Source organism: Kitasatospora sp. NPDC127116 (genome assembly GCF_042677365.1).
Classification (GTDB): Bacteria; Actinomycetota; Actinomycetes; order Streptomycetales; family Streptomycetaceae; genus Kitasatospora; species Kitasatospora lactacystinica.
The window spans coordinates 1-12139 of the sequence record NZ_JBHXTL010000066.1; the positions used below are offsets into that span (position 1 = coordinate 1).

The window sequence follows — 12139 nt, forward strand, 5'->3', positions numbered from 1 at the left end:
GGTTACATTCCGAACCCGGAAGCTAAGCCTTACAGCGCCGATGGTACTGCAGGGGGGACCCTGTGGGAGAGTAGGACGCCGCCGAACAATTATTCAGAAAAGCCCCTGATCCACTCGGATCAGGGGCTTTTCGCATTTCCGGTCCGGACGGTCCGGACGGTCCGGACGGGCCCGACAGGCCGGCTCCGGTGCCTCCGAACCCTCCCGGGCGACCCCCGCCGAGTGGCTGGTCCACCGTCAATATGCCGCTAAAACCGCCTGATCAGCGCACTGATCAGCGGAAAATCGCGTCGCACACCGTAGTCTCGAAGGCAAGGGGAACAGGTGTCCGGGGGTGTCCTCCGGGCCGGTCGGATCAAGAATGGTGCTCATGGGACGAGGCAGGCTGCGCATCTACCTCGGGGCAGCCCCCGGGGTCGGCAAGACGTACGCCATGCTCGCCGAGGCGCACCGGCGCCAGGAGCGTGGCACGGACGTCGTGGTCGCGTTCGTGGAGGACCACGGCCGCCGGCGGACCGCGGACATGGTCGCCGGGCTGGAAGTGGTGCTGCGCCAGCAGGTGGTGCACCGCGGCGCCCGTTTCTCCGAGATGGACCTGGACGCCGTCCTCGCCCGCCGCCCGCAGGTGGCCCTGGTGGACGAGCTGGCCCACACCAACGTCCCCGGCTGCCGCAACGAGAAGCGCTGGCAGGACGTCGAGGAGCTGCTGGCGGCCGGGATCGACGTGATCTCCACCGTCAACGTCCAGCACCTGGAGTCGCTCGGCGACGCGGTCGAGGGCATCACCGGGGTGCGCCAGCGCGAGGCCGTGCCGGACGAGGTGGTCCGGCGGGCGGATCAGATCGAGCTGGTGGACATGTCCCCGCAGGCGCTGCGGCGGCGGCTGGCGCACGGCAACGTGTACGCGCCGGAGAAGATCGACGCCGCGCTCGCGAACTACTTCCGTCCGGGCAACCTGACCGCGCTGCGCGAGCTGGCGCTGCTGTGGACCGCGGACCGGGTGGACGAGTACCTCCAGAAGTACCGGGCCGAGCAGGGCATCGAGGGCACCTGGCAGGCCCGGGAGCGGATCGTGGTGGGCCTGACCGGCGGGCCCGAGGGGGCGACTCTGATCCGCCGGGCGGCCCGGATCGCCGCCCGGGTCTCCGGCGGTGAGCTGCTGGCCGTGCACATCTCCCGCTCGGACGGGCTGGTGGGCTCCGGCTCGCCGCAGACGCTGATCGAGCAGCGCGTGCTGGTGGAGAGCCTCGGCGGTTCCTTCCACGCGGTCCTCGGCGACGACCCGGCCGGCGGGCTGCTGGACTTCGCGCGGGGCGTGAACGCCACCCAGATCGTGCTGGGCACCAGCCGGCGGCCCGCCTGGCAGTACCTGTACGGGCCGGGCGTCGGCACCACGGTGACCCGGGAGGCCGGGGACATCGACGTCCACATGGTCACCCACGAGCACGCCGGGCACGGGCGGCGCGGCAAGATACCGGTCCGCCGGATCACCGACCTGGGCCGTACCCGGACGGTCGCCGGCTGGCTGATCGGGCTGGTCGGCCCCCCGGTGCTGGCGATCGTGCTGACCGCGATCGGCGGGCTGGGGCTCTCCACCGACATGCTGCTGTTCCTGTCGCTGACGGTGTGCGCGGCGCTGGTCGGCGGGCTGCTGCCGGCCATCGGCTCGGCGCTGGTCGCCTCCTCGGTGCTGAACTACTACTTCACCCCGCCGCTGCACACCTTCACCATCAACGAGCCGCAGAACATCATGGCGGTGGCGATATTCACCATCGTCGGCATCTCGGTGGCGTCGGTGGTGGACCTCGCGGCCCGGCGCACCCAGCAGGCGGCCCGCAGCCAGACCGAGGCGCAGACGCTCAGCGCGCTGGCCGGCACGGTGCTGCGCGGCGCGCCCAACGGCGACGGGGTGCTCACCGCGCTGATGGAACAGGTGCGGGAGACCTTCGGGCAGGAGAGCGCCGCGCTGCTGGAGCGGCCCGATCCGCTCGCGCCTTGGGTGCCGGTGGCCACCGCCGGCCCGCGGCCGCCGGAGCGGCCGGAGGAGGCCGACGTGGACGTCCCGGTCGGCGACAGCCTGGCGCTGGTGCTGCGCGGCCGGGTGCTGCCCGGGGCGGACCGGCGCCTGCTCGGGGCGTTCGCCGCGCAGGCCGCCGTGGTGCTGGAGCGCCGCCGGCTGGCCCGGGAGGCCGCCGAGGCCCGCCGGGAGGCCGAGGGCAACCGGATCCGGACGGCTCTGCTGGCGGCGGTCTCGCACGACCTGCGCACCCCGCTGGCGGGCATCAAGGCCTCGGTGAGCTCGCTGCGTTCGGCCGACGTCGACTGGGACCCGGAGGACGAGGCCGAGCTGCTGGCCGGCATCGAGGCCGGGGCGGACCGGCTGGACCACCTGATCAACAACCTGCTCGACATGAGCCGCCTGCAGACCGGTACCGTCACCCCGCTGATCCAGGAGACCGACCTGGACGAGGTGGTGCCGTTCGCGCTCGGCGGGGTGCCGCTGGAGTCCGTCCGGCTGGAGGTGCCGGAGACGCTGCCGATGGTCCGGGCCGACGGCGGGTTGCTGGAGCGCTCGCTGGCCAACCTGGTGGAGAACGCCGTCAAGTACAGCCCGGACGGCGTCAAGGTGCTGGTCAAGGCGGACGAGCTGCGGCAGCCGGGGCGGCCGGCCCGGGTCGAGCTGCGGATCGTGGACCGCGGCCCGGGGGTGCCGGAAGAGGCGAAGGAGAAGATCTTCGCGCCGTTCCAGCGGTACGGGGACGCGCCGCGCGGTGCCGGGGTGGGCCTCGGACTCGCGGTGGCGCGCGGTTTCGTCGAGGCGATGGACGGTACCGTCACCGCCGAGGACACCCCGGGCGGCGGCCTCACCATGGTCGTCAGCCTGCCCGTGGTCGACCGGCCGCCCGAAACGGGGGAGCCGGGCGGCGAGGGTGGCGGTCCGCTCCCGGAGCTGATCACCTGAGAACCGGCGGCGCACCGGCCGGGCCGGGCGCCCCTCCCCGGGGCCGCGCGTCGCAGCGAAAGTCGTAGAGCCAGTCCCCAGTCCGTAAGTCAGACAGCCCCGAAAGGCGGAGCCCGCACATGACCCGGGTCCTCGTCGTGGACGACGAACCGCAGATCGTCCGCGCGCTGGTGATCAACCTCAAGGCCCGCAAGTACGAGGTGGACGCGGCCCATGACGGCGCGAGCGCCCTGGAGCTGGCCGCGGCCCGCCATCCGGACGTGGTCGTCCTCGACCTGGGCCTGCCCGACATGGACGGGGTCGAGGTGATCCGCGGCCTGCGCGGCTGGACCCGGGTGCCGATCATCGTGCTGTCGGCCCGGCACGCCTCGGACGAGAAGGTCGAGGCCCTGGACGCCGGCGCCGACGACTACGTCACCAAGCCGTTCGGCATGGACGAGCTGCTCGCCCGGATGCGGGCCGCCGTGCGGCGGGCCGAGCCGGTGGCCGGGGAGGCCGACTCGCTGGTCGTCACCGAGTCCTTCACCGTCGACCTCGCGGCCAAGAAGGTCAACCGGGACGGTGCCGACGTCCGCCTCACCCCGACCGAGTGGCACCTGCTGGAGGTACTGGTCCGCAACGCCGGGCGGCTGGTCAGCCAGACCCAGTTGCTGCAGGAGGTGTGGGGCCCGGCGTACCGCACCGAGACCAACTACCTGCGGGTCTACCTCGCCCAGCTGCGCCGCAAGCTGGAGCGCGACCCCTCGCACCCGCGCCACTTCATCACCGAGCCGGGCATGGGATACCGGTTCGAGAGCTGACCGCGGCCGCCCCCGGCGGTCGAGCGACCTGCCGCCGGGGGGCCGGAACCCGGTACCCTTCCGACATGAGTGGTGACAACAGCAGCGGCCAGCCGCAGGGGCGGTTCCGCCGCATGCTCAGCCGGCTGACCTCCTCGGCCGAGGAGCTGGACGCCGAGGAGCTGCGTCAGGAGATCGCCGCGGAGTCCGGCTGCACGCCGATCGCCGGCTGCGGGGACCGCGATCTGGTCACCGTCGCGGGAACGCTGCGCACGGTGACGCTGCGCCCCCGGGCGGGTGTGCCCGCCCTGGAGGCCGAACTCTTCGACGGTACCGAGGCGCTGGACGTGGTCTGGCTCGGCCGCCGTTCGATCGCCGGGATAGAGCCCGGCCGCCGGCTGGTCGCCAGCGGCCGCATCGGTCACGCACGCGGGCGCCGCGTGCTGTTCAACCCCCGCTATGAGCTGCGTCCGGTCGGACACGGGAGCGAATGAGCGTGAGCAACCAGCCCGGCGGCGAGGCCGCCGCCCAGCTCGACCTGGCCGTCGACCCCGCGGACGCGGAGGCCGCCCGCAGGGCCGCCTCCAAGGAGGCCGCCGACACCGTGCTCCAGGCCTTCGGCGGCGTGCGCGGCATGATCGACATGACGCTGCCAGGCCTGGTCTTCATCGTCACCTACAACCTGACCCACCAGGTCAGCACCTCGGCCTGGGCCGCGCTGGGCCTGAGCGCCCTGTTCGTGGTGGCCCGGCTGGCGAAGCGGCAGACCATCCAGCACGCCTTCAGCGGGGTGTTCGGTGTCGCCCTCGGCGCCTGGATCTCGATGAAGAGCGGCAAGGCCGAGGACTTCTACCTGCCCGGCCTGCTCTGGAACGTCGGCTACTGCATCGCGCTGGCGGCCTCCGCGCTGGCGCGCTGGCCGATGATCGGGGTGATGCTCGGCCCGATCACCGGCGAGATGTTCACCTGGCGCAAGGAGAACCCGGGCCGCCTGGCCGCCTACACCAAGGCGACCTGGGCCTGGGTGCTGATCATGGGCCTGAAGCCGGTGATCCTCTTCCCGCTGTACTTCACCCACAACGTCAACCTGCTGGGCTGGCTGAAGGTCGCCCTCGGCATCCCGCCGATGCTGCTGGCGATGTACGTGACCTGGCAGATCCTGCTGAAGGCGCCGCCGCCGATCAAGGCGCAGCTGGACGAGGAGGAGCCGGCGAAGTAGCCGCCTCCGGCCGGCCGGGAGGCCGGTGCGAAACACGGCGAAGGGCCCGCACCCCGACGAGGGGTGCGGGCCCTTCCGCTGTGCCCGCGGGGCTACTGGGCGCCCGAGGTCGCCGAGAGGAGCTGCTCCAGCTCCTCCTCGCGCTCCTGCGCGGCGACGAAGAGCAGCTCGTCGCCGCCCTCCAGGGTGTCGTCCTTGCCCGGCACCAGCACCCGGCCCTCGCGGATGATGGTCACCAGCGCGGTGTCCTGCGGCCAGGCCACGTCGCCGACCCGGATGCCGACGAGCTCGGTGTCGGAGGCCAGGGTCAGTTCGACCAGGTTGGCGTTGCCCTGGCTGAAGCGCATCAGGCGGACCAGGTCGCCGACGCTGACCGCCTCCTCGACCAGCGCGGACATCAGCCGCGGGGTGGAGACGGCGACGTCCACGCCCCAGGACTCGTTGAAGAGCCACTCGTTCTTGGGGTTGTTCACGCGGGCGACCACCCGCGGCACCGCGTACTCGGTCTTGGCGAGCAGCGACACGACCAGGTTGACCTTGTCGTCACCGGTCGCGGCGATCACCACGTGGCAGCGCTGGAGCGCGGCCTCGTCCAGCGAGGTGATCTCGCAGGCGTCGGCCAGCAGCCACTCCGCCATCGGAACCCGCTCCACCGAGATGGAGTTGGGGTTCTTGTCTATCAGCAGGACCTCGTGGCCGTTCTCCAGCAGCTCGCCCGCGATCGAGCGGCCCACGGCACCGGCACCGGCAATGGCGACCCGCATCAGTGACCCTCCTCCTTCGGTCCCTGCGCGAACGCGGCCTCGACGGCCGTCAGGTCGGCCCGGCGCAGCATCACGTGCACCAGGTCGCCCTCCTGCACCACCATCTGCGGCGAGGGGAGCATTCCCTCGCCGAGCCGGGTGACGAACGCCACCCGGGTGCCGGAGGCCTCCTCCAGCCTGCTGATCCGGTGGCCGATCCAGCGCGGGTCGTACGCGACCTCGGCGAGCTGCACGCCACCGCTCGGGTCCTGCCACAGCGGCTCGGCGCCGCTCGGCAGCAGTCGGCGCAGCATCTGGTCGGCGGTCCAGCGGACCGTCGCGACGGTGGGGATGCCCAGGCGCTGGTACACCTCTGCGCGGCGGGGGTCGTAGATCCGGGCGGCGACGTTCTCGACGCCGAAGTTCTCCCGGGCCACCCGCGCGGCGATGATGTTGGAGTTGTCGCCGCTGGAGACCGCGGCGAAGGCGCCGGCCTCCTCGATGCCCGCCTCGCGCAGGGTGTCCTGGTCGAAGCCGACGCCGGTGACCCGGCGGCCGTTGAACCCGGCGCCCAGCCGGCGGAACGCGGTCGGGTCCTGGTCGACCACGGCCACCGAGTGGCCCTGTTTCTCCAGGGCTCTGGCGAGGGCGGAGCCCACGCGGCCGCAGCCCATGATCACGATGTGCACCGGCGCTTACCTCACCCGTCCCGAAGGGGCCTTGACCTGCGCAAACACCGTTCAGCTCCGTTTCCCGCCCGGTCGTCCGGGACGAGGTTCCTCGTGGGGGCGCCGACCCGGCAACGCTCGACAACCAGAGTGTTGCCCGCCGACTCGTATCCGACACGCTAGCCGGTCCACCGAACGCAGTCGCGACGAAGGGGGGGACAAACGGCGGAGCCTTGACCGGGGAGCCCCTACGATTCCTTAACGTGCCTATGCCGACTGACCTTCCGAAACGCATCCTGATCGGGCGCGCCCTACGCAGCGACAAGCTGGGCGAGACGCTTCTGCCCAAGCGGCTCGCGCTGCCCGTGTTCGCCTCGGACGCGCTCTCCTCGGTCGCGTACGCCCCCGAGGAGATCCTGCTCACCCTCTCCATCGCGGGCGCCTCGGCGATCCATTTCTCCTGGCAGATCGGCGTCGTCGTGGCGATCGTGATGCTCGCCGTGGTCGCCTCGTACCGGCAGAACGTGCACGCCTACCCCAGTGGTGGCGGTGACTACGAGGTCGCGACCGTCAACCACGGTCCGGCCGCCGGTCTGGTGGTCGCCAGCGCCCTGATGGTCGACTACGTGCTCACCGTGGCCGTGTCGACCACCTCGGGCGTCGCCAACGTCGTCTCCGCGGTGCCCGCGCTGCGCGGCCACGAACCGGTCCTGTCGGTGATCGTGGTCGTGCTGCTGATGGGCATGAACCTGCGAGGCGTGCGCGAGTCCGGGAGCGCCTTCGCCGTTCCCACCTACGCCTTCATGGTCGGCGTGATCGGGATGGTCGGCTACGGGGTGTTCCGGCACTTCGTGCTCGGCCAGGACATGCCCGCCGAGAGCGCCGGGTTCCACCTCGCCGCCACTCCCGGCAACGACTCGCTGGCCGGCTTCGCGATGGTGTTCCTGCTGCTGAAGGCGTTCTCCTCGGGCTGTGCCGCGCTCACCGGTGTCGAGGCGATCTCCAACGGCGTGCCGGCCTTCCGCAAGCCCAAGAGCAAGAACGCGGCCACCACGCTGCTGATGATGGCGAGCATCGCCGTCGTGATGTTCATGGGCATCATCTGGCTGGCCCGGCTGACCGGTGTCCAGATGGCCGAGAACCCGGCCGAACAGCTCGTCGGCACCTCGCCGGACTACCACCAGAAGACCGCGCTGGCGCAGATCAGCGAGGCCGTGTTCAACAACTTCACGCCCGGCTTCTACTTCGTCGCGGCCGTCACCGGGCTGATCCTGGTGCTCGCCGCCAACACCGCCTTCAACGGCTTCCCGGTGCTCGGCTCGATCCTCGCCCAGGACCGCTACCTGCCGCGCCAGCTGCACACCCGCGGTGACCGGCTGGCCTTCTCCAACGGCATCATCCTGCTGGCGATCGCCGCGATCCTGCTGATCCTCGCCTTCGACGCCGACCCGACCCGGCTGATCCAGCTCTACATCGTCGGCGTCTTCGTCGCCTTCAACATGAGCCAGTCCGGCATGATCCGGCACTGGACCCGGCTGCTGCGCACCGAGACCGACCCGGCCAAGCGCCGCCACATGCAGCGCAGCCGGGCGATCAACGCCTTCGGCCTGGTGATGACCATGGCCGTGCTGATCGTCGTCCTGGTCACCAAGATCAGCCACGCCTGGATCGCGATCGCCGCGATGGCCGTGCTGTTCGTGATGATGAAGGGCATCCGGCGGCACTACGACCGGGTCTCCGACGAGCTCATCGCCGCCGAGGAGCCGGACGACGTGGTGCTGCCCACCCGGGTGCACGCCATCGTGCTGGTCTCCAAGCTGCACAAGCCGGCGCTGCGCGCCCTGGCGTACGCCAGGCTGGCCCGGGCCCACACGCTGGAGGCCGTCACGGTCAACGTCGACCCGGCGGACACCGCGGCGCTGCGGCGGGAGTGGGACGAGCGCGGCATCGAGGTGCCGCTCAAGGTGCTGGACTCGCCGTACCGCGAGATCACCGGGCCGGTGCTGGACTACGTGAAGAACCTGCGGCGCAGCAGCCCGCGGGACGTGGTCTCGGTCTACATCCCGGAGTACGTGGTCGGCCACTGGTACGAGCACCTGCTGCACAACCAGAGCGCGCTGCGCCTCAAGGGGCGGCTGCTGTTCAAGCCCGGTGTGATGGTCACTTCGGTACCGTGGCAGCTGGAGTCCTCGGAGCGGCGCAAGTCGCAGAAGGCCTGGTCGGCGCCGGGTGCCGTCCGGCGTGGCGAGCCACGCGCGCCGAAGGCCGTAAAGTCGAAGGATTCCGTCTCCACCGGTTCGAACGCCGGGGACACCTCCGACCGCAGCAAGGACTCCTCCCAGTGACCCGCAACACTCCGCCCCGTTCCTCGGGCTCCTCCGGCAAGGGCGCCCGCCGGGGCGGCTCCCAGCCCGGGCAGGTCTCCCGGCCGCGCTGGGGCCGGCCGGCCCGTCCGGAGGCCACCGACCGCGACGGCCTCACCGCGCGCACCGCGCCGATCGTCCCGGGCGAGCGGGAGGACCGGGAGCCCGCCGGGCCGGCCGCCGGCAAGGGCGCCGCGGGCAAGACGTCCGCCGGCAAGACGTCCGCGGGCAAGGCCTCCGGCAAGGGCGCGCCGAAGGGCGCCGGCAAGGGTGCCGCCCAGGACGCGCCGAAGGGCGCTGCCGGGGCCGGCCGGAAGGCGCCGCGCAAGCAGGCGGTGCGGCCGCCCAAGGCGCTGCGCGCCGGTGCCGCGCGGCCGTCGCGGCCCGAGACGCCGTCCGGGGAGCCGCTGGTCGGGCAGCGCTACGAGGTCGAGGTCGGCCCGGTCGCGCACGGCGGCGGGCACTGCGTGGCCCGGCACGAGGGCCGGGTGCTGTTCGTGCGGCACGCGCTGCCCGGTGAGAAGGTCGTCGCACTGGTGACCGACGGGACCACCACCTCGCGGTTCCTGCGGGCCGACGCGGTGGAGGTGCTGGAGCCGTCCAAGGACCGGATCGAGGCGCCCTGCCCGTTCGCCGGTCCGGGCAAGTGCGGCGGCTGCGACTGGCAGCACGTCACCCCGGGCGGGCAGCGCAAGCTCAAGGCGGCGGTGCTGACCGAGCAGCTGGCCAAGCTCGCCGGGCTCACCCCGGCCGAGGCGGGCTGGGACGGCAGCGTCGAGCCGGTCGGCGGCAAGCTTCCGGCCGGGCAGGTGCCGGCCTGGCGCACCCGGGTGCAGTACGCGGTCGACGCCGGGACCGGGAAGGTCGGCCTGCGCAAGCACCGCTCGCACGACGTGCAGCCGGTGGACCGCTGCCTGATCGCCGCCGAGGGCGTCACCGAGCTGGGCATCGAGGCCCGCGACTGGCCGGGGGTGGCGAGCGTCGAGGTGATCGCCGCGACCGGCTCCTCGGACCGCCAGGTGGTGCTCACCCCGCGGCCGGGCGCCCAGCTGCCGCTGGTCGAGCTGGACAAGCCGGTGTCGATCGCCCGGGTGGACGAGCAGGGCGACGTGCACAAGGTGCACGGGCGCGGCTTCGTGCGCGAGCGGGCCGCCGGGCGGACCTGGCGGATCAGCAACGGCGGCTTCTGGCAGATCCACCCGGAGGCGCCGGACACCCTGGTCGACGCCGTGCTGGACGGGCTGGACCCGCAGTGGGGCGAGAACGCGCTCGACCTGTACTGCGGCGTCGGCCTGTTCGCGGGCGCGCTGGCCGACCGGGTCGGCGAGGACGGTGCGGTGCTCGGCATCGAGTCCGCCAAGCAGGCCGTGGTCGACGCCCGGCACAACCTGGCCGCGCTGGACAACGTGCAGATCGAGTGCGACCGGGTCGAGACGCTGCTGCCGCGCACCGGCATCACCGCCACCGACCTGGTCGTGCTGGACCCGCCGCGCTCGGGCGCCGGCCGCGAGACCGTCGCCCACCTGGTCGGCCTGGAGGCGCGCCGGATCGCGTACGTGGCCTGCGACCCGGCGGCGCTCGCGCGGGACCTGAAGTTCTTCCGCGAGGGCGGCTACCGGCCGGTGTCGCTGCGGGCCTTCGACCTGTTCCCGATGACCCACCACTTCGAGTGCGTGGCGATCCTGGAGCCGGTCGGGCAGTGATTCCGGGCTGAGCCCGGCTGATCCCGGGCTGGCCCCGGGCGTCGGGAGTCACGGCAGGAGGCGGTCACCCGTTCGGGGTGGCCGCCTCCTGCCGCGTCCGGGGCCGGCTACCCGTTGTGCTCCTCCTCGTCGACGCTGTGCGGCAGGTCGATGCCGTGCTGGGCGGCGAGCCGCAGGAGCGCGGCGACCCGGCCCTCGTACGCCTGGACGCCGTCGGCGTCCTCCTCGGCCCGGGCCGCCGCGAGGTCCCGGCGGGCCTGGGCGAGCTGCTCGCGCAGCTCCTGGTCGAACATGGCTGTCATCGGTAGGCCTCCGCACCGGTCGGCGCCCGCTCGGGGGAACGCAGGGGGGTCTTCAGCCTCCCGGACGGCGGGTCGGTCTTCAAGTCCCGCCCCTCCCGGCGGGGCGGGGCGGAGCGGGCGCGGGCGGCCCGGACCGGGCGGAAGGTCAGGTGCCGGCAATGCGCTGGTAAAAGATGGTGCGCGCAAGGCCGTCGGGCCCCGGGAGAGGGCTTGACGAGGTCATTCCCCGGGGCGAAGGTGAGCCGCTGACATGTGATGTGTGCCGTTGTACCGGTGTGCCGTTGCGCCGGTGCGCCGTCGCACCGCCCGTGACGGCAGCCGCCCCACGCCGTCGGCCGGGGCCGGCCGGGTGCGGGAGGGGGAGCGTCATGGAGCTGGAGCTGCGGCACCTTCGCGTGCTGTGCGCGATCGCCGACACCGGGAGCGTCGGCCGGGCCGCCGTCCTGCTCGGCGCCTCGCAGCCGGCGACCAGCACCCAGCTGCGCCGGATCGAGCGCCACCTGGGCGCCCCGCTGTTCGAACGCACCACCGTCGGCGTCGCGCCGACCGGCTTCGGGGCGGAGGTGGTGGCCGCGGCCCGGGAGCTGCTCACCCGCGCCGACGGCCTGGGCCGCCGCCCGGAGGCCCCGGCCGGGCCCGTCCCGCGCGAGCTGCGGCTGGCGGCGACCAACTCGCCGCTGCTGCCGGGACTGGTCACCAGGGCGCGGCACCAACGGCCCGGGCAGCGCTTCACCCTGACGTCGGTCCACCGCTCCTCCGACATCGTCGAGCTGCTGGAGCGGGACGAGGCCGACGCCGCGGTGGCCGTGGACTACCCGGGCCGGGAACTGCGCCACGCGCCGTCCGTCGCGCACCGCGGCATCGTCACCGAGCCCGTCTTCGTCGCGCTGCCGGCCGGCCACCGGCTGCGGCACCGCACCGAGGTGGCGCTGGCGGACCTCGCGGAGGAGGAGTGGTTCCTGACCCCCGACGACGGGGCCGGCTGGCACGGCGTGTTCCACGGGGCCTGCGCCGCGGCGGGGTTCGCCCCGGCGACCGTCCACGAGTTCCTCGGCGGCCGGCTGGAGCTCCAGGAGATGATCGCCGCCGGGCTCGGCATCTCCGTCGTCCAGGCCACCACCCGGCCGCTCGCCGAGGTGGTGGTCAAGCCGCTCGCGGGGACGCCGATCTGGGTCCGGCAACTGCTGGTCTGGCGGCCGGCCGGGGTGGGCGGTGAGGTGGTGGAGACGCTGCTCGGGGCGGCCGCCGCGGCGTACCGGGACCTGATCGCGGCGGCGCCGGGCTTCCAGGCGTGGGCCGCACGGACGTACCGGCCTTAGCGCCCTTGGCGGCCGCGGCGGGCGGTGTTATGGCCGGGCAGGGCTATGTCATATGACCTGTGACATTGTTCTGACCCTCCG

Annotated in this window: 10 protein-coding genes and 1 rRNA gene; 8 read left to right on the plus strand and 3 right to left on the minus strand. The window is 72.9% G+C overall.

The annotated features are described in order from the left end of the window. The 5 genes from rrf to ACFVHV_RS24785 form a co-directional block, all read left to right on the plus strand. Positions 1-87, plus strand: a 5S ribosomal RNA gene (gene rrf / locus ACFVHV_RS24765); the annotation flags it as partial. A gap of 283 nt (positions 88-370) precedes the next feature. Then, positions 371-2962, plus strand: coding sequence for an ATP-binding protein (locus tag ACFVHV_RS24770; protein WP_380353483.1), 2592 nt, complete (start codon positions 371-373; stop codon positions 2960-2962). Between the two features lie 119 nt (positions 2963-3081). Beyond that, positions 3082-3762 (plus strand): response regulator, encoded by a 681-nt coding sequence (locus tag ACFVHV_RS24775; protein ID WP_049657530.1) that lies wholly within the window; start codon positions 3082-3084, stop codon positions 3760-3762. 65 nt (positions 3763-3827) lie between these two features. Continuing rightward, entirely contained in the window at positions 3828-4235 is a 408-nt protein-coding gene (locus ACFVHV_RS24780) for an OB-fold nucleic acid binding domain-containing protein (protein WP_359909898.1), read from the plus strand. A gap of 2 nt (positions 4236-4237) precedes the next feature. Beyond that, positions 4238-4960: a DUF3159 domain-containing protein gene (locus ACFVHV_RS24785; protein WP_359909901.1), complete on the plus strand. Its 723-nt coding sequence runs from the start codon at positions 4238-4240 to the stop codon at positions 4958-4960. A 92-nt stretch (positions 4961-5052) separates the two neighbouring features. Here ACFVHV_RS24785 and ACFVHV_RS24790 read toward each other — a convergent pair whose 3' ends face one another. Beyond that, the gene (locus ACFVHV_RS24790; RefSeq protein ID WP_359909904.1) at positions 5053-5724 is read right to left on the minus strand and encodes a TrkA family potassium uptake protein; all 672 of its coding nucleotides are present in this window, start codon (positions 5722-5724) and stop codon (positions 5053-5055) included. After that, entirely contained in the window at positions 5724-6392 is a 669-nt protein-coding gene (locus ACFVHV_RS24795) for a TrkA family potassium uptake protein (RefSeq protein ID WP_359909907.1), read from the minus strand. The genes ACFVHV_RS24790 and ACFVHV_RS24795 overlap by 1 nt, the downstream gene beginning before the upstream one ends. Before the next feature lie 248 nt (positions 6393-6640). Between ACFVHV_RS24795 and ACFVHV_RS24800 the strand changes: the two genes are divergently transcribed. Then, positions 6641-8716, plus strand: a complete 2076-nt coding sequence (locus ACFVHV_RS24800; protein WP_380353540.1) for an APC family permease — start codon at positions 6641-6643, stop codon at positions 8714-8716. A 371-nt stretch (positions 8717-9087) separates the two neighbouring features. Further along, on the plus strand, positions 9088-10437 hold the full coding sequence (locus ACFVHV_RS24805; RefSeq protein ID WP_380353542.1) for a class I SAM-dependent RNA methyltransferase: 1350 nt from the start codon (positions 9088-9090) through the stop codon (positions 10435-10437). Positions 10438-10544: 107 nt separating this feature from the next. Here ACFVHV_RS24805 and ACFVHV_RS24810 read toward each other — a convergent pair whose 3' ends face one another. Beyond that, complete coding sequence (locus ACFVHV_RS24810; RefSeq protein ID WP_359909913.1) at positions 10545-10739, minus strand: hypothetical protein; 195 nt, start codon at positions 10737-10739, stop codon at positions 10545-10547. 368 nt (positions 10740-11107) lie between these two features. Here ACFVHV_RS24810 and ACFVHV_RS24815 point away from each other — a divergent pair, with 368 nt between their 5' ends. Then, entirely contained in the window at positions 11108-12058 is a 951-nt protein-coding gene (locus ACFVHV_RS24815) for a LysR family transcriptional regulator (protein WP_359909916.1), read from the plus strand. Positions 12059-12139 lie beyond the last annotated feature (81 nt).

Bases quoted from the DNA above. Each gene is read 5' to 3' on its own strand.
- ACFVHV_RS24770 (WP_380353483.1), top strand. From the start codon at position 371: ATGGGACGAGGCAGGCTGCGCATCTACCTCGGGGCAGCCCCCGGGGTC.
- ACFVHV_RS24775 (WP_049657530.1), top strand. From the start codon at position 3,082: ATGACCCGGGTCCTCGTCGTGGACGACGAACCGCAGATCGTCCGCGCG.
- ACFVHV_RS24780 (WP_359909898.1), top strand. From the start codon at position 3,828: ATGAGTGGTGACAACAGCAGCGGCCAGCCGCAGGGGCGGTTCCGCCGC.
- ACFVHV_RS24790 (WP_359909904.1), bottom strand. From the start codon at position 5,724: ATGCGGGTCGCCATTGCCGGTGCCGGTGCCGTGGGCCGCTCGATCGCG.
- ACFVHV_RS24800 (WP_380353540.1), top strand. From the start codon at position 6,641: ATGCCGACTGACCTTCCGAAACGCATCCTGATCGGGCGCGCCCTACGC.
- ACFVHV_RS24810 (WP_359909913.1), bottom strand. From the start codon at position 10,739: ATGACAGCCATGTTCGACCAGGAGCTGCGCGAGCAGCTCGCCCAGGCC.
- ACFVHV_RS24815 (WP_359909916.1), top strand. From the start codon at position 11,108: ATGGAGCTGGAGCTGCGGCACCTTCGCGTGCTGTGCGCGATCGCCGAC.